Source organism: Micromonospora sp. NPDC005324 (assembly GCF_040607155.1).
GTDB classification, from domain to species: Bacteria; Actinomycetota; Actinomycetes; order Mycobacteriales; family Micromonosporaceae; genus Micromonospora; species Micromonospora trifolii.
On sequence record NZ_JBEXGE010000018.1, the window covers coordinates 131,408 to 146,646 of the forward strand.

The following is a 15,239-nucleotide window of genomic DNA, read 5'->3' on the forward strand; positions in this document are numbered from 1 at the left end:
CACGTCCGGCCGCAAGCCGAGCTTCGGAGTCCTGTCCATGATGGTGCTCCCTTCGTTCGCGGGGATTCCCGCAGGTCCGTGGTACTTGGGCAGTGGTGCTACCGAGCCGGTATTAGTGGTGCCCTCGGGATAGCCGCCCGACGTCATGTACGCCGTGAGAGGAAGTCAGCGGGAGCGCAGATTCCACTTCCGATGCCGCCTCGAATAACGACTCCGCCGAATGGCTGAGCCATCACGCTAGAGCGCGTCCAAAGCTCGCCGCAATGCCCGCGGATGTTGCGGTCGGCGCGTCGACCCATTGCGCGTCTTTGCGGCGAAACACGCCTTGAACTGCCACAACGCTGAGCACGCTCACCAGTAGTTACGTTTGCCGGGCTCAGCAGGCGCCGCTGCATCCGACAATGAAGCTTCTACGTCCCTCAGGCTCAGGGATAGCTTGTGGACGGACCCGCGGGGCCGAGACGGCGCCGGCAGGCACCGGCCCGCCTGCGACACCCAAGTTGAGGAGAGCCGCATGCCCACGCCGCGCGAACCAATACGCGTGAAATCCAACATACTGTTCAGCCTTCGCGAGGTTCTTCGCGCTGAGGGCTTCCTTGAGGCAGTTACTCCTGTCGGCCGCTGGGCCGACCTGGGACCGGGACGACGCGTTCCGTTGGGCGAAAACGGCAACCTACGGGCGATGATCGGGCCAGCCCTGCGAGTGACCCTTGAGCACCATTCGCGCGTATTCGAGATCGGGCCCTGTTTCCGGCCGGAGAAGCCTGACGATCTTCACGCAAGCGAGTTCACCATGCTCGATTTGTATGCGGCCGGCGAGAGCTTCGATTACCTCTTGGAGCTGGCCCGACTCCTGGTGGCACCGCACATTCCTTACCAGCCGGTCAACATCTCCGTCGCGGACTATATCCAGAATGTCTTCGGGGTCGATCTGCGCCATTCGCCGCTCGGCGATCTGCCGCAGCGGATGGCAGCCCGAGTGGGCTCGGGTCCCGATGAGCCGTTCAAGAGCATCCTGGGGAGATTCATCGAGCAGGAGCTGGAGATTCGCAGCGCCAGTCGTGCGGTTTTCCTGACCGACTACCCCGTCGGCGGTGACGAGCCCTGTGCGCGGCTCACGCCCAGCACCACCTCGGTCCTCAACCGGTTCGAACTCATCGTGGACGGCATTGAGGTCGTTCACGGCTACGAGGACGAGGTCGACGGGGCGGTGTTCGCCGATCGGGCCCGAGAGGTAGGTCTGTACGACGACGAGCAGCGTCTGGCGTGGGAAGCGATTGACGCCGGCCGGGTACCCGCCGGAAGCGTCGGCTTGGGCATTGGCATCGAACGACTGTGCGCGGCGTCGTCAGGCATTCGCGACATCCGCCCATTCCTCCAGTCCACCCAGTTCGGACTCCGCGACTCGCACGCCTGATTAGGAGCAAACATAATGGATCTCAAGCTCACTCCATTAGCGGGCTGTTTCGGAGCCAGGGTAGATTACGACCTCACCGCCGCCGAACCGGGCCTTGCCGAAGCGCTGACCAGCGCGTTGTACCGCCACCGGTTACTGGTCTTCCCCAACCAGCACCTGAACCACGCCGATCTCCTCGCGGCGGGCGGCCGATTCGGCACGGTGGACACCGACGTCGACCGCCGATATGCCGTTAGCGGATTCCCTGGCATCACCATGGTTTCTAACATCGTCGAGGACAACGCTCATATTGGCATCTACGACGGCGACCACGAAGAAGAGTGGCACGCTGACAATTCGTTCAAGCTCGAACTCACCCGAGCGACGATCCTCTACTCGGTGATCAGCCCCGAGCACGGAGGCGAGACGCGGTTTGCCGACGCCACCCAGGCGTATGCCGACCTACCCGCAGAGGCCAAACGGCGTGTCGAAGACCTCCGGGCAGTTCACTCGATCCAGCAGCTCGCAGTTCGGCAGTCCGAAGCCTCGGCCGGCCAATCGTCGACAGCGGCTGGCAGCCTCGTCGGTCGGGCAGAAGTTGAGCATCCGCTCGCTCCTGTCCATTCGATCACTGGCGCCCGATCGCTCCTGCTCGGGTCGATGGTCGTCAAGGCCGTCGTCGGGTTAGCCGACGGGGAGAGTCGTCAGTTGTTGGCCGAACTCCTGGCACACACCACCAGCGCGCCCTACACCCATAGCCATCGCTGGCAGCAGGGCGACGTGGTCGTCTGGGACAACCACGCTGTCCTTCATACCGCTTCTCCCTGCGACAGCTCCCGCTACCGTCGCCTGCTGTACCGCACCGCTGTTCGCTAGGCGGGACACAGCACCGATTGCACTGACGGGCGATTCCCGCATCGTGCAAGCACGTGATCGCGACTAGGGTTCCCGGCATGGCCGAGAAGGTACTCGTTAAGGACCGAGCATTAAACGCGGAGCGGATTGCTCGGATCGGCCGAGAGGTGAGAAGCGTCCTGCCCACGTTCGCCGCGGAGAATTTCGTCGCCGACGTGATGGCCGACCTGCCCCGGTTGGAGCTCAAGGCACGCATAGCCCGCACCGCGAAGGGCTTACACGATCACCTGCCGGTCACCGGTGCCGCGGCGCTAGACGTGCTGCTGCGCTCTCTGCCGCCTACGCCGCAAGCCGCCGGCATCACCAACGACTTCGGCCTCCATCTGTACTCACCGCATTCCGACTACGTCGCGCGCTACTGCCGCACGGGCGAAGACCTTGACCAGGCTCTCGATGCGCTGCGCCGCTTCACCTGCTATTTCTCCGCCGAAGACGCGGTTCGCTACTTCCTCAACGACTTTCCTGAGCAGACCATGAACGCCGTGCAAGCTTGGGCGCGGGACGACGACTACCGGGTACGGCGCCTGGCGAGCGAGTCGACGCGACCCACGCTCCCCTGGTCACCACGCCTCAGCCTGCCCCCCGAGGCAGGGCTGCCGGTCCTCGACCAGCTGTATCTCGACGAGAGCCGGTACGTGACGCGGTCAGTCGCCAACCATCTACGCGACATCGCCGCCACCGACGGCGATCTCGTCATCGCCACCTTGACCCGATGGAAGACCGACAGGCGCACCAGAGAGAAGGAGTTCGACTTCGTCGCACGTGAGGCCCTGAAAGCCGCGCTTAAAAGGAGTTGGTCGCCCGCGTACGAGTTTCTCGGCTACCCGAGCGACGTACGCATCGACGTCTCGGCCGTCAGCATCCGGCGCACTGCCCTTCGCGCAGGGGAGAATTTGGCTTTCAGCGCGGAGCTGTTAGCCGAAGCAGCGGTGCCTCTTCACGTGTCGTACGCAATTTCCTCGACCGCCCAGCGGGGGCCACGCCGCGAGAAGGTCTATTTCCTCAGTAGGGTGACTGCCAAGCCAGGTCAGCCTGTCACCCTGTCCAAGGAGCATCCTCTGCGAGCCACCGGTACGGCGGCGGTCAAGCCCGGAGCGTTTACACTACAGATCCAGGTAAATGGACAGCGATTCCCTATGGGACAGTTCCAGGTCGCCCAATAGGTCACCGAGCCGATCCACCGAGGCGTGCAGCCAGCAACCGCAGCAACACCAGTATCCCCCCCGGAGGCGGCCGGTCCATGCCGGGCGCTTCGGGCCTCACCTGTGGAGACCCCCCATGCCAAGCCCCGACCAGGTAGATCCCACCCTGCCGCCGGACGCGTTCACCCCGGCCGCCGCGTTCGACGGCACCGACCACGTGGACCTGCACGAGCTGCGGTTCCACAACCGCACCGCCGCCCCCGCCGAGGCCACGTCCGAGGCGCAGCGACAGATGGGCCAGCACTTCGACCGCGCCGCTGCCGCCGATAAGGCAGCGGGATGAGCCACCTGCGGATGTCGGACGGCACGAAAGTCCCGCTGTGGATGGCAGGCGTCGCCGCGCTCGTCGGGCTGGTGATCGGCTTCGGGGGGCTCATTCTGCTCGGCCGGGACCGCGCGCCGTGGCTCGCGGCGCTGATCCTGATTCTGCTCGTCGGCGCGGTGTACGAACTAGTGCGCCGCGTGCGCCGCCCGCGCCGTCGGTGACCCCGCCGGGGGGCCGCCCGAAAAAGGTGGCCCCCCCCGGCCCCCCCTTCGAGATCGGTGAGGGCGTGGGGGTCGGCGAAGTCCTTGGAACGGTGATGGGGGCGGCGCCAGAGCCTGGTGAGACAGGGGTGAGCTGTCGCTCCCGAGACACCGACAACTCCTCAGGGTTGCCTACAAGTTGTATTGGCCTCACGGCCGAGCCGTAGGTTCGTTGAAGTGGAGCATGGTCAGTGCGTCACCCATCAAGGGGTGCGGTCGCCACCGTTGTCCACCGGTAACTGCGGTGTTCTCGGCGCAGCGCGATCAGCGTTGCCTGTCGGATGGTCACCTCAGCGGGTGGCTGGTGGCGGAAGGCGTTGAGCCGGCCGCGGATTGGTGCGGTCGGCGCTTGCGAGCCGCTGTAGGCGATCGTGACGTGTGGCCGGAATCCTTCTGCGGCCTCCGGCACGGTCTGCCATACCGCGCCGATGGCATCGCGGATGGTGGCGCGGAGGTGCACGACGCGGTCCCAGGGGCGGACGAGCATGCCGATTCCTTCGGCGTCCGGGTCGACCGGGCCCATTGAAAGCTTCAGCGGCGGCAGGCCGGCGCAGCGCCGCCGGGTTTCAGCGACGACTGCTTCAAGGTCGCTGTTGGTGACCTCGTCGGTGAAGCCGAGACCTTGCATGGTCAGGTGGAGCCCGTCGAGCGGCACCAAGTCCAGCCCGGGCAGAGCGAGTTGGCGCTGCACGTCGCTGACGAGGTGATGGAGTTCAGCTTGGTGGTCGAAGGTGAGGTGCCAGGTGTAGAACTGGCGGTCGGCCCGCCAGCCTGGACGCCAGTACCAGTGGTTGGTGAGTTCGGGCAGGTCCTGGTAGGCGGTCCAGCGCTGCTGCAGGCTGGCCAGTTCCCGGCTGCTCATGACAGCGATGGTAGAGCGGCCTGTCCGGTGACAGCGACCTGTGTGCGGTCCGCGAGCAGGTCGGCGACGTGCTGTAGCTGCGGTTGACGGGCGAAGGGGTGGGCGGTGGCGAGGAACTGACGGGCGCGTTGGTGGACCGATTCGAAACGCTGGTCTGCGGTAAGGGTGAGCGCCTCCACCGCCAGTGCGCCTGCTTCCTCGGGGTCGGGGTTGTCGGCGTGCAGGTGCGCGGTGGCCAGGTCGAGGCGGCTGAGTGCACGCGGGCCAGCCAACCCTGCGGTGTCGAACGCGGTGATCGCGGTGGTCAGATGATCCGTGACGCCCGCGGTGCGGCCGAGCGCCAGGTAGGCGGTCGCCGCGTTGGCTGCGGTCCTGGCCGGGCAGTACGGGTCGAGGGCAAGGCTAGCGCTGACCGATGAACCGGTCGGGTAGTCCGACAGCATGGTGAACGCGTGGTCGACGGCGCGGTCGACGCCGTACCGGTCGCCGAGATGGGCGAGGGCACGCGCCTGGCCGTTGATCGTGAGGCGTATGCGGTGCCCGCTGGTGCCGCCACGGCGTAGGCCGTCCTGGGCGTAGGCCAGCGCGTCGTGGTAGTTGCCGGCGTAGAAGGCGATGAGGCTTTGCGTGGCCCGTGCCCAGGCTTGCGCGTCGGGCTGCTCGGCAGCCTCGGCGAGATCGAACGCTTCGGCGGCATAGGCGTGCGCCGCACCGAAAGCGCCGAGGTCGAGGGCGAGTGCGCCGAGAAGTCCGGACAGGTGAGCGGCGACGGCGTACAACCGGGCGCGTTGCGGTGGGTGCTGCCGGCCTGCCATGAGCTGGTCGACGTAGGAGCGCAGCGGTCGCATACGCGCTATAAGGATCACCGGGGTAAGGCGCTCGTTGTCGGCGATCGCCTGCTGGACCTCGGCTTCCAGGTACGCGAGACGGACATTGTCGTCGAGGGAGGATTTCAGCACCAGACGGCGGGCGTTGATGCTGTCCTCGGGCTCCCAGGGGACAGCACCGCCGTTCACTCCAGGGAATTCGTGGCCAGCATCGAGCTTCACCGGCACTGACGTGCTCCTGACCGCTTGGATCGCCGATGAGCGTCGTCGTTGACGGTCCAGCTCGGTGATGCGGTCATACTCACTGACGAGCACGCCATCGGTCTGCAGCACAATGTCGCAGCGCGCCCAGAAGGCACGGTCCGGGTGCTGGTGTCCAGTCTCGGTGTTCGCCACGGAACTGCGGCCGTACTGCACGAGTCGCGCTAGGTCGTGCTGGGTGAGATTGCCGGCCCCCCGCAATTCAGCGAGCCGGCGGCCGAGCGCGTGGCGGGCAGTCTTGATCTCGCCGCTGTCAGCCATCGCTGCTACCTCCGGTCGACTGCAGACAATGTGGTCATGATCCATGGAGACGACAGGTGCCGCCTGTGACATCTCGCGGGCCGCCGGAGCATCCGAGCATCTCGGCAAGCACCGGTGCAGCCGATGGTCGCTGCGGGATCTGGCGAAATCCTTAGATGCTGATTATCGAGAGCGGCGACAGCCCGTGGCAGGACCACAATGTCGAAGTTTTGTCGGAGTTTGATGTCGGCATATGCCGACAGTGTCGAAGCAGGGCGCTGCGGGCGTGTCGACCGGCCGGCGTCTTACCCTCCCGGCATACCGGCCGAGCGCTGCGGCGGTCCCGCCGGCTGCCTCCTTGACAGGCCGGTGACCGGAGAAACATGAGATCGGAGCGCAGGGGTGGCCCACTCGGTCGACGTGCCAGATACCTCGGGTCCATTGAGAGATTACGAGGTGCCCTCGTGGACCGGCTCATCGCGGACGGCCGGCGCGACTTTCGATTGAATGGGCGTTTCGGGCGGGGCTCACTCGCCTGATAGCGTTCTCCGATCGCTCGGCCGCGCACAGAAAGTGCGGCATTCGAATCTCGAGGAGTAGAGCAGTGCGGATCCTGCCCGAGATCTCCCGCACCTTCGGCGAGTACCTGCTGCTGCCCAACCTCACCGACGACGGGTGCACGCCGGACAACGTAGATCTGTCGGCCCCCGTTGTGCGCCACCGAGTCGGGCAAGCCTCACCACTGCGGATCGCCGTCCCCATGGTCAGCGCGATCATGGGGGCGGTTTCCTCCCCCAGGCTCGCCATAGCTCTGGCCCAGTGCGGAGGGCTGGCGTTCATTCACCAGAACCAACCGATGGCCGATCAAGCCGAGATGGTGGCCGCGGTCAAGCGCCACAAGGCCGGTTTCCGGCACAGTGACATCAACATCAGGCCGAGCGCCACCCTCGGAGAGGTCGGCGACCTCCTGGCCGCCGCCGAGCGGGATGTCGCCGTCGTGACCGACGACGGAAGCCCCGGCGGGACGTTCCTGGGATTGATCTCCACCAGCGACTTCAACGTCCACCGCCACGACCTCGGCGACAGCGTCGAGTCGCGGATGCGCCCGGCGGCGGGCCTCGCCACCGCTCCGACGGGCATCTCGCTGTCTGATGCCAACACCCTCATCTGGGATGCCCGTCAGGACGTCCTGCCGATCGTCGACGAGGACGGCCGACTCGCCTCGATCGTGCTTCGCAGGGACTACGAGCTACACAAGCAGTTCCGCAAGGAAAGCATCGACGAAAACAAGCGGTTCATGGTCGGCGCCGGGGTCAACACCCATGACTACCGCGAGCGGATTCCGGCCCTGGTCGCCGCGGGCGCGGACGTCCTGTGCCTGGACTCCTCCGACGGCTTCTCCACCTGGCAAAGCAAGGTCCTGCAGTTCGTCCGCGAGCGGTACGGCGATACGGTTCGCATCGGGGCCGGCAACGTCGTGGACGGACGCGGTTTCCGATATCTCGCCGAGGCCGGCGCCGACTTCATCAAGGTCGGGATCGGCGGGGGGAGCATCTGCATCACCCGTGACCAGAAAGGCATCGGTCGCGGCCAAGCATCTGCCCTCGCCGACGTCGTGCGCGAACGCGACGCGTACGCGCAGGAAACCGGCCAGTACGTCCCCCTCTGCTCCGACGGTGGCGTCCTGCACGACTCTCACATGGCCATCGCCCTGGCCTTCGGCGCTGACTTCCTCATGCTCGGGCGCTACTTCGCTCGATACGAGGAAAGCCCGTCGCCCCTCGTCAAAGTCGACGGCCAACTCTTCAAGGAATACTGGGGCGAAGGCAGCCAGCGCGCCCGCAACGCCGCCCGCTACGGGCAGGGCAAGACCCTCGTCTTCGAAGAGGGGGTCGACGGGTACGTCCCCTTCGCCGGCAGCCTCTACGACAACGTCTCCGTCACCCTCGCCAAAATCACCTCCACGATGATCAGTTGCGGCTCGACGACCCTTCGGCGGTTCCACGACACGGCGACCCTCGTTGAGGTCTCACACCAGAGCTACCTGCAGAACAGCGAAGACGTGCGGCTACGCGATCGACCCAACGCCATCGTGTGACCCAGCACCAGCGGTTCGACCGACGCTCGCGCGAGTCGCGGCCGGCCGACAACTATTTGAGCATCCCGGCGGTCGCGGTAATCAGCATCGCGCCATAAGGGCGCGCCCTCGTGACACAGGCCATCGAGCCGTCACACAATCCGTGGCATGAGTGCCGACGAAGTGCAGCCGCCGGTAATCCTGCGGGTGCAGCAGCCCACCGACCCAGTCGGCGCGGTCACCGAGGACGACGCGGCACGGCGAACGGCGGCCTACCCGAAGATCCGCATCGGCGCCCCACTGTTCGGCCACGCCGTGCAGGCAGATGGCGGGCGGTGGCAGGTCTACGCCGTCGTGTCGGACACGCCGCAGGCCGCGCGGGACGACCTCGCGCACCACCTCATGGAGCAGCTCGACGAGACCACCGACCCCCCGTTGGCCGCGGAGTTGACCAACGCGCTCGCCGTCCTGGACCGGGAGAAGGTGAACGAGGTGGTGATCACCGGCCGCGTGCACCGCGTCGTGCGGGTGGACACGTTTGCGCGGTTCGGCCCGGACGGGCCGGAACCGCCCCGGCCCACCGACCGCGACCCCGAGGACAACGACAGTTTCCTCGCCCCAGAAATCGTCATCGACCCAGACGGGGCGACCGGCCTGAGTGAGGCAATGCTGCGGGTAGAGCTGACGACCGCGCACTACCCCCGCGCCCAGGTGCCCGCCAACGTATACGCCGACAGCGTCGCCGCCGTCGCCTCCCACCCAGTCGGGGTCATCCTGCCGACCCGCTACGCCGCCGCCGAATCCGTCGGTGGGTCGTGGCGGCCCTACAGTCGCGCGGTGGCCACACTGCAGCTGGCCCGCGACGAGATCGCCTTCGGCCTGCGCCACATCGAACCGCGCCTACTGAGGCTGACCGACGACCAGGCAGCTGCCTACCAACAAACCGCCGACACTCTCGATACCAATCCCGTCGACGACGTCACCGCGCTCGGGCGCCAATTCCGGGTCACCCGCATCGAGACCCTGCTGCGCATGGGCGTCAGCGGCCCGGAAATGCCCCGACCATCGGACCCCGACCCAGACCAGCCACCGGGCGCGGACCGCCAGCGCTAAGACCAGCAGCGACAACACCATCGGGCGCGGACAACCACCCAACCGACCGACACCCCCGGCCCAGGCTGCCGAGCACCGTCCAGACACTGTTCGGCGACGCCGGGCAGCGGGGTGATCTTCACCGGGCTCTTGAATCTTGCACCAACGGCGCGTGAGGAGCGATACATGCGGGTGATCTGGATCAACGGTGCGTTCGGCGCGGGAAAGACGACTCTGTCGGAGAAGTTGACTGCGGAGGATCCTCGGCTGTTGATGTTCGACGCGGAGTTGCCGGGGTTCATGGTCCGCGAGATAGTTCCGCTGCCCGCGGGCGGCGATTTCCAGGATCTGCGGCTGTGGCGTCGCAGTGTGGCGGATACGGCGATAGCACTACTGGAGGAGTACGGACGCACGCTCGTGGTACCGATGACCGTGGTGGTGCTCTCGTATCTTGAGGAAATTTTCGGTCGGCTGCGCACCCACAGCGTGGGCGTCGACCATTTCTTCATAGACGTGCCCTTCCGCGTCCTACAGGCTCGAATCGAGGCGCAGTCGATCTGGCCGGATGACCCGGCTCGTGATGCGCAGGTGCGTACGTGGCGCCTGGAGCAGGTGGCCCGCTGCACTGCCGCTGTCGGCTCGTTGCCGGCTGACACGATGGTGCTAGATGGTGAGCTGCCGGTAGCGGAGTTGGCATCGCAGGTGTTGGCGCGGTTGGCTGAATCTTGATCAGGCGTGCGGCCCAGAGGCCACGATCGCTTGGGCTGCGGCGTTGTTGGCCGCCAACCAACCAGCGGGATTGCCGCAATCGTGGTACTTACCGGTGACGGGGTGGATCAATACGTCGCTGTCGCGGGCGAAGGCGATGACGGCGTCAGTGGCCTGGTACTCGCCGTTGGGGGCCGGGGTCAGCTTCTGAAAGTAGGCCATCGCGTCAGCGGGCAGCAGAGTGCGGCTGATGTTGATGTAGGCGGTCGGCTCGCCGTAGTCGTCCGGCTTTTCGAGCAGCTGATCGAGTAGCTGGTGACCCTCGGCTGCTCGCGGAGCCAAAATGCCGTACCGCTGGGCCTCGGCGCCGGGCACCGTGGCGGCGGCGAGCGCGGCCGGTACTCCGGCGGCGGCCCGGGCAGCGGCGAGGTCGGCCAGGTCCGATCCGCCATCGTTACGAAGGAGGAGGTCGTCGCCTGCGACCAGGAGGAAGTCCTCGCTGGCGATGAAGTCAGCGGCGACGATGGCGGGCAGCGCGGTGCCGTATCGGTCGTCGCGTGGTTGTTCGATGAATGTGAAGTCGGCCTGGCTATGTAGTTCGGCGAGAGGCGTGTACTTGTCCTGCCAGCCGCGTGCGGCGAAGTAGTCCTTCAGGTCGTGGTCTTCGGTGAAGTAGTGACGCACTTGGCGGCCAATTTCGCCGGGGGCGGTGACGATTGCGATCTCGTGGGCGCCTGCAGCGATGCAGTCGGCGACTGCGTAGGCGACGACTGGTTGGTTGAGAACCGGCAGCATGCATTTGTTGATGGTTTTGCTGACGGGGAAGAAGCGGCTGCCCATGCCGGCGACAGCGATGACGGCCCTCACGCGCTTACCCTTTCGGTTGGGTTGCACCGGCCGTCAGGGTGTGGCGACAGTGAGCCGGGCGGATCTGTGCAGTTTACGCATCGCGCTGGTCCGATTCGGGGCACATGGGGAAGGCACACGGGCGCAGGCCGCCGGCGTGTCGACGCCGGCGGCCCGCGATGATTCGTCAGCGTGAGGTGGCCGCCTTGAGCATGGTGGTGGTCGTGGGTTCGGCGGCGGCTGCGGCCAGGGAGCCGGCCTGACGGCTGCGGTCCCACGTCGGGTCCGGCGTGTGTCGGGGTCGAGGCCGTGGCGCAGGGCCAGCCGGTTTACGCCGTTGAGCATGGTGTCGTAGTCGTGCGGGGTGCTCCGGTGGCCTTCGATGTACTGGTGGAGGGCGGCGACACCGACCTCGGCCACGGTGTGTCCGCAGCGCGCGACGGCGGCGAGCATGCCGGTGTTGAACGGCAAGCTGTGGTCGGCGGTGAGGGGCAGTGCCGTGCGCAGGGCAGTGGCCGGGAAGGCTTTGAAGCCCGACTGCGGGTCCGTGGGCGCGCGGAGGCCGCGTGGTTCGACACGAACCTTGTGCCCAACGACGGCGATGACCTGCCTGGATGGGACCTACGAATCACCGCCGGCACCAGCGGATGACGCGCGCATGGCCACGATTGCCCGCCTTGAATCCGCCCACGATGACGCTACGCGCAAAGTCGTGCCGGGCGCGAAGGCAGACCGGTAGGGGCCGGGGGTGCCTCAGCCCTCCGGCGGCTCGGCTGGCGCAAGCCCCGGCCCGCTCCGATCACGCATTCACGCCAGCGCGTCTGCCGCCCGCGCGATGCGGCGGCCGACAAGCCGCTCGGCCTCGGCCAGCCGGTACCAAGCGGCACCTCGCACCTCCGACTCCTGGATCAGACCCACATCAGCAGACGCTGTCGCGAACGGAAACCCGAAGTCGAGATGGAAGTGTGCCGGTTCCCCTCTATCGGGCCGCGCCGGAACCTGCCCGTATTCGACATAAGCCGGCACCAGCGAGGTCGGGACAATCCCGGCGAGATCAACGCCGGTCTCCTCCACTAGCTCCCGCATCGCCGCGCCGATCAGCGTGGCATCAGTCGGCTCGAGGTGTCCGCCGGGCTGGAGCAGTATCCCGTAGGCGAGGTGATCGACAAGCAGCACTTCGGTGCCGCCGCGCACCAGAAGCGCACCGACAGTCACGTGCATGGGCAGATGAGACCGAGAGGCAACATTCGCTCCTCCGGACAACAGCCGCCTCGGCACCGACAGGGACGCGGCTTCGTGGGGGTAGAACGTGAGGTAGGCAGACAAGGCTCCCAAGATGTCCGAGTTGTCGATCGCCACGACTCGCCTCCGTTGTGGTGGTAGCCCGAGCACACTTCTTACGGGTCGCCTGCTCAGACAAGGTGAGCTGACCTGTGCGCCTGTCGGCTGCTTGCTATCAAGGCGACGGCACCTCCGGCGGCGCGGTCGACGTCGTTGCCATCGCCGATGCGGACGAACGCCGCGCCAGCCCGTTGATGACCACACGGATACGGTGTGAGCTTTTGTCGACCTGGCTCAGGCCGCCCGTCGATTCAGTGAGGGCCTCCTGTGGATCGTTGGTGTGATTGACGATCAGGTCTTGAGTGGCGTGGGCCCAGGCCAGTACGTCGGGCTGCTCAGCGGCGACGGCCAGGTCGGACAACTCGGCGGCGTACGCGCGCGCGATGCGGAAGGCCCGCAGGTCCAGGGCGAGGGCGGCGAGCAGTCCGGACAGGTGTGCGGCGGCCGTGTAGAGCCGAGCCCGTTGCGGTGGGTGTTGCTTGGCGGCCATCAGCTCGTCGACGCAGGCCCTCAGCGGACGCAGTCGGGCAACCAGCGTGCTCGGTGCGACGCGCTCGTTGTCAGTGGTCGCCCGCTGGATCTCGTGTTCCAGGTGCGTCAGCCGGGCGTCATCGTCGGTGGTGTCTATCAGGGCCGACCGGCGGGCGGTGATGCATTCCTCGGGCTCCCACAGCACGTCATTACTGGCCGCCGCGGTGTCGGCTGGCCTGACTTGGGCGGGTTGACGGTGAAGGTCCAGCTCGATGATGCGGTGGTACTCGGTGGTCAGCTCGCCGCCGGTTCGCAGGATCGTGTCGCAGCGGTTCCAGAACGTCCGGTCGGGGTGCTGCCGACCGGTTTCGGTGCTGGCGATGGAGCTGCGGGCGTACCGCACGAGAGGGGCGAGGGCGTGCTGCGTGAGTCCGGCAGCCTTGCGCAGGTGCGCGAGGCGACGGCCGAGCGCGCGGCGCGCAGCACTGATCTCGTCGCTGTCGCCCATCGGCCACCACCCCCGGGTTGAGCGCTCACGGTGAGCGGTCACCGTAGCGGCTCGCTGTGACATGTTCCGGGCGACAGCCGGCGCATCATGCGGCGCGGTAGCACCCTCAGATGTCGCCCATCGCGGTCAAGGTTGCGGGTGTTGGAGTGGGTGTCGGGATGTGCCGACATTGTCGGTGCGTGGCGCTGCGGGCGTGTCGGCTGGCTGGAGTTCTACGGTGCCCGCATGCCCTCCGACCCCCAGGAATTCACCGCTGGTCCGCCGCGTCAGCGAATGCCTCGAGGCGCGCGTCGACGGGTCGACCCGCTACCTCAAAGACGGCGTGCCAATCTCCTGATCTCGCCCTGCCGCATCCCAGCAACGGGCCGATGCTCGTCGCGGCCGGCGGGCTGCTCACCGGATATTCGTTCGAGGGAGGGGATGTCCTGATGGCACCTGAAAGCGGGACGACCGAGACGTTGACGGCGGAGGACGCTCGCCGGCAGCTGGTCGACCAGCTACGCAGTCAGGGTTGGATTACCCGACCGGAGGTGGCGGCGGCGTTCACCGCAGTGCCGCGGCACCTTTTCGCTCCGGCCGGTACCAGCATCGAGAGCGCGTATGCGAATGATGTTGTTGTCACCCGACGCGGCTCGGACGGAAAGGCGACCAGTTCGATCTCCGCGCCGTGGTTGCAGGCGTACATGGTGGAGACCGCCGGGCTGAAGCCCGGCGCCCGGGTTCTGGAAATCGGCTCCGGAGGGTACAACGCCGCGCTGATCGCCGAGGTCGTCGGCCCGGCCGGAACGGTCGTCAGCGTCGACATCGACGCCCAGGTCGTCACCCACGCGCAAGCGGCGCTGGCACTGGCCGGCTACCCGCAGGTCGAGGTGGTCCACGCCGACGGCGTCCACGGCCATCGCGCCGACGGGTTGTGGGACGCGGTGCTCGTCACGGTCGAGGCCAGTGACCTCCCACCCGCGTGGACCGACCAGCTCTCACCAGCCGGCAGGCTGGTGGTGCCTCTGCGGATGCGCGGCAACACTCGCTGCCTCACCCTGCAGGCGGCAAGCGACCACCTGGCCGCGACAGCGTCCGTGCAGTGCGGCTTCGTCGCTATGCAGGGCCACGGCCGGGACCCGGCCCGCCGGGTGGCGCTGCGCGGCGACGACGCCGTTCTCACCCTGGATGACGACACCACCACGACCAACGCCGAGGCCCTCCGCGCTGCCCTTGATGGGCCACGGGTTGAGGTGTCCTCGCCGGTGACCCTGGACATGAGCATGGGCGCCCGCCTCGAGAGCCTGCACCTGTGGCTGGCCAGTCAACCTCGCCCGTACGGCGTGCTCAGAGTCGATCGGGACCGCACCGCCGGCCTGCTGGATCCACAGGACCGCTTCTTCTGCCCCACCCTGCTGACCAGTGACAGCCTCGCCTATCTGACGATGCGCCGCCACGACACGACGACGTGGCAGTTCGGCGGGCATGGCTTCGGTCCGCACGCCACCAGACTGACAAGCGATTTGATGGAACTGACAGCGGCCTGGGATCAGCGGTTCCGGGCCGGCACCGGCCCGGACATCACCGTGCACCCGGCCGGCACGCGACTGCCCGACACTGACCGGTTGCGGCTGCTTGTGCCCCGCCGACACACGCTGACCGCGATCACCTGGCCGGAGACAGACCGATGAGCAACACGGAGTTGACGATCTTGATATGCCTTCGTGGGAACTCCGGCTCCGGTAAGAGCACCATTGCCCGTGAGTTGCGGTATCGGCACGGCCGCGGCTGCGCCCTCGTCGGCCAAGATCATATTAGGCGAGTCCTTCTCAGGGAACGTGACAAGCCAGGTGGTCTCGCGCCCACGCTCATGGCGCAGAACGTCCGTTTCTGTCTTCCTGTTAACTGAACTAACGAGAATGTTCTTGCAGGTCAAGGGACATGCCCTTGTTTGCTGGCTAGGGTGCTCGACCATGATCGATGAGAGTG

15 protein-coding genes and 1 pseudogene are annotated in these 15,239 nt (G+C 66.8%); 11 read left to right on the forward strand and 5 right to left on the reverse strand.

The window, feature by feature from the left end; translation table 11 throughout:
* The first annotated feature begins 514 nt into the window (after window positions 1-514).
* The 5 genes from ABZS40_RS20015 to ABZS40_RS20035 all read left to right on the forward strand — a co-directional run bounded on the left by ABZS40_RS20015 (window position 515) and on the right by ABZS40_RS20035 (window position 3,999).
* Window positions 515-1,417: an amino acid--tRNA ligase-related protein gene (locus ABZS40_RS20015; RefSeq protein WP_354944736.1), complete on the forward strand. Its 903-nt coding sequence runs from the start codon at window positions 515-517 to the stop codon at window positions 1,415-1,417.
* 15 nt (window positions 1,418-1,432) lie between these two features.
* The gene (locus ABZS40_RS20020; RefSeq protein WP_354944737.1) at window positions 1,433-2,272 is read left to right on the forward strand and encodes a TauD/TfdA family dioxygenase; all 840 of its coding nucleotides are present in this window, start codon (window positions 1,433-1,435) and stop codon (window positions 2,270-2,272) included.
* 77 nt (window positions 2,273-2,349) lie between these two features.
* Window positions 2,350-3,474: a hypothetical protein gene (locus ABZS40_RS20025; RefSeq protein WP_354944738.1), complete on the forward strand. Its 1,125-nt coding sequence runs from the start codon at window positions 2,350-2,352 to the stop codon at window positions 3,472-3,474.
* A gap of 115 nt (window positions 3,475-3,589) precedes the next feature.
* Complete coding sequence (locus ABZS40_RS20030) at window positions 3,590-3,796, forward strand: hypothetical protein (RefSeq protein ID WP_354944739.1); 207 nt, start codon at window positions 3,590-3,592, stop codon at window positions 3,794-3,796.
* Window positions 3,793-3,999: a hypothetical protein gene (locus ABZS40_RS20035; RefSeq protein ID WP_354944741.1), complete on the forward strand. Its 207-nt coding sequence runs from the start codon at window positions 3,793-3,795 to the stop codon at window positions 3,997-3,999. The genes ABZS40_RS20030 and ABZS40_RS20035 overlap by 4 nt, the downstream gene beginning before the upstream one ends.
* A gap of 235 nt (window positions 4,000-4,234) precedes the next feature.
* Here ABZS40_RS20035 and ABZS40_RS20040 read toward each other — a convergent pair whose 3' ends face one another.
* A complete protein-coding gene (locus tag ABZS40_RS20040) occupies window positions 4,235-4,900 on the reverse strand; it encodes a 2'-5' RNA ligase family protein (RefSeq protein WP_354944742.1) in 666 nt (221 codons plus the stop codon).
* Window positions 4,897-6,249, reverse strand: a complete 1,353-nt coding sequence (locus tag ABZS40_RS20045) for a helix-turn-helix transcriptional regulator (RefSeq protein ID WP_354944743.1) — start codon at window positions 6,247-6,249, stop codon at window positions 4,897-4,899. The genes ABZS40_RS20040 and ABZS40_RS20045 overlap by 4 nt, the downstream gene beginning before the upstream one ends.
* A 583-nt stretch (window positions 6,250-6,832) precedes the next feature.
* On the opposite strand from ABZS40_RS20045, the gene ABZS40_RS20050 reads away from it, so the two are divergent.
* The 3 genes from ABZS40_RS20050 (at window position 6,833) to ABZS40_RS20060 (ending at window position 10,126) form a co-directional block, all read left to right on the forward strand.
* Complete coding sequence (locus tag ABZS40_RS20050; RefSeq protein WP_354944744.1) at window positions 6,833-8,326, forward strand: IMP dehydrogenase; 1,494 nt, start codon at window positions 6,833-6,835, stop codon at window positions 8,324-8,326.
* A gap of 147 nt (window positions 8,327-8,473) precedes the next feature.
* Window positions 8,474-9,418 (forward strand): DUF5954 family protein, encoded by a 945-nt coding sequence (locus ABZS40_RS20055; protein WP_354944745.1) that lies wholly within the window; start codon window positions 8,474-8,476, stop codon window positions 9,416-9,418.
* 165 nt (window positions 9,419-9,583) lie between these two features.
* Window positions 9,584-10,126 carry a tunicamycin resistance protein gene (locus ABZS40_RS20060; protein ID WP_354944746.1) on the forward strand — a complete coding sequence of 181 codons (543 nt, stop codon included), beginning with the start codon at window positions 9,584-9,586 and terminating at the stop codon, window positions 10,124-10,126.
* Here the strand turns inward: ABZS40_RS20060 and ABZS40_RS20065 are convergent, their stop codons facing one another.
* Window positions 10,127-10,972 (reverse strand): sugar phosphate nucleotidyltransferase, encoded by an 846-nt coding sequence (locus ABZS40_RS20065; protein ID WP_354944747.1) that lies wholly within the window; start codon window positions 10,970-10,972, stop codon window positions 10,127-10,129.
* Between the two features lie 288 nt (window positions 10,973-11,260).
* On the opposite strand from ABZS40_RS20065, the gene ABZS40_RS20070 reads away from it, so the two are divergent.
* The gene (locus ABZS40_RS20070) at window positions 11,261-11,602 is read left to right on the forward strand and encodes a hypothetical protein (RefSeq protein ID WP_354944748.1); all 342 of its coding nucleotides are present in this window, start codon (window positions 11,261-11,263) and stop codon (window positions 11,600-11,602) included.
* 156 nt (window positions 11,603-11,758) lie between these two features.
* Here the strand turns inward: ABZS40_RS20070 and ABZS40_RS20075 are convergent, their stop codons facing one another.
* Together ABZS40_RS20075 and ABZS40_RS20080 are read right to left on the reverse strand one after the other, a co-directional pair.
* A complete protein-coding gene (locus tag ABZS40_RS20075) occupies window positions 11,759-12,310 on the reverse strand; it encodes an NUDIX domain-containing protein (RefSeq protein WP_354944750.1) in 552 nt (183 codons plus the stop codon).
* 97 nt (window positions 12,311-12,407) lie between these two features.
* Window positions 12,408-13,271 carry a helix-turn-helix transcriptional regulator gene (locus ABZS40_RS20080; protein ID WP_354944751.1) on the reverse strand — a complete coding sequence of 288 codons (864 nt, stop codon included), beginning with the start codon at window positions 13,269-13,271 and terminating at the stop codon, window positions 12,408-12,410.
* A gap of 428 nt (window positions 13,272-13,699) precedes the next feature.
* Here ABZS40_RS20080 and fxlM point away from each other — a divergent pair, with 428 nt between their 5' ends.
* Both fxlM and ABZS40_RS20090 read left to right on the forward strand, forming a co-directional pair.
* Window positions 13,700-14,941 (forward strand): methyltransferase, FxLD system, encoded by a 1,242-nt coding sequence (gene fxlM / locus ABZS40_RS20085; protein ID WP_354944752.1) that lies wholly within the window; start codon window positions 13,700-13,702, stop codon window positions 14,939-14,941.
* Window positions 14,938-15,141, forward strand: a pseudogene (locus ABZS40_RS20090) (kinase); the annotation flags it as partial. The gene fxlM and the pseudogene ABZS40_RS20090, both read left to right, overlap by 4 nt.
* Window positions 15,142-15,239 lie beyond the last annotated feature (98 nt).

What these genes read in the sequence shown, in the direction of transcription:
- ABZS40_RS20020 (WP_354944737.1), top strand. Translation starts at nt 1,433, where the DNA reads ATGGATCTCAAGCTCACTCCATTAGCGGGCTGTTTCGGAGCCAGGGTA.
- ABZS40_RS20035 (WP_354944741.1), top strand. Translation starts at nt 3,793, where the DNA reads ATGAGCCACCTGCGGATGTCGGACGGCACGAAAGTCCCGCTGTGGATG.
- ABZS40_RS20030 (WP_354944739.1), top strand. Translation starts at nt 3,590, where the DNA reads ATGCCAAGCCCCGACCAGGTAGATCCCACCCTGCCGCCGGACGCGTTC.
- ABZS40_RS20040 (WP_354944742.1), bottom strand. Translation starts at nt 4,900, where the DNA reads ATGAGCAGCCGGGAACTGGCCAGCCTGCAGCAGCGCTGGACCGCCTAC.
- ABZS40_RS20080 (WP_354944751.1), bottom strand. Translation starts at nt 13,271, where the DNA reads ATGGGCGACAGCGACGAGATCAGTGCTGCGCGCCGCGCGCTCGGCCGT.
- ABZS40_RS20025 (WP_354944738.1), top strand. Translation starts at nt 2,350, where the DNA reads ATGGCCGAGAAGGTACTCGTTAAGGACCGAGCATTAAACGCGGAGCGG.
- ABZS40_RS20060 (WP_354944746.1), top strand. Translation starts at nt 9,584, where the DNA reads ATGCGGGTGATCTGGATCAACGGTGCGTTCGGCGCGGGAAAGACGACT.
- ABZS40_RS20055 (WP_354944745.1), top strand. Translation starts at nt 8,474, where the DNA reads ATGAGTGCCGACGAAGTGCAGCCGCCGGTAATCCTGCGGGTGCAGCAG.
- ABZS40_RS20045 (WP_354944743.1), bottom strand. Translation starts at nt 6,249, where the DNA reads ATGGCTGACAGCGGCGAGATCAAGACTGCCCGCCACGCGCTCGGCCGC.
- ABZS40_RS20015 (WP_354944736.1), top strand. Translation starts at nt 515, where the DNA reads ATGCCCACGCCGCGCGAACCAATACGCGTGAAATCCAACATACTGTTC.
- fxlM (WP_354944752.1), top strand. Translation starts at nt 13,700, where the DNA reads ATGGCACCTGAAAGCGGGACGACCGAGACGTTGACGGCGGAGGACGCT.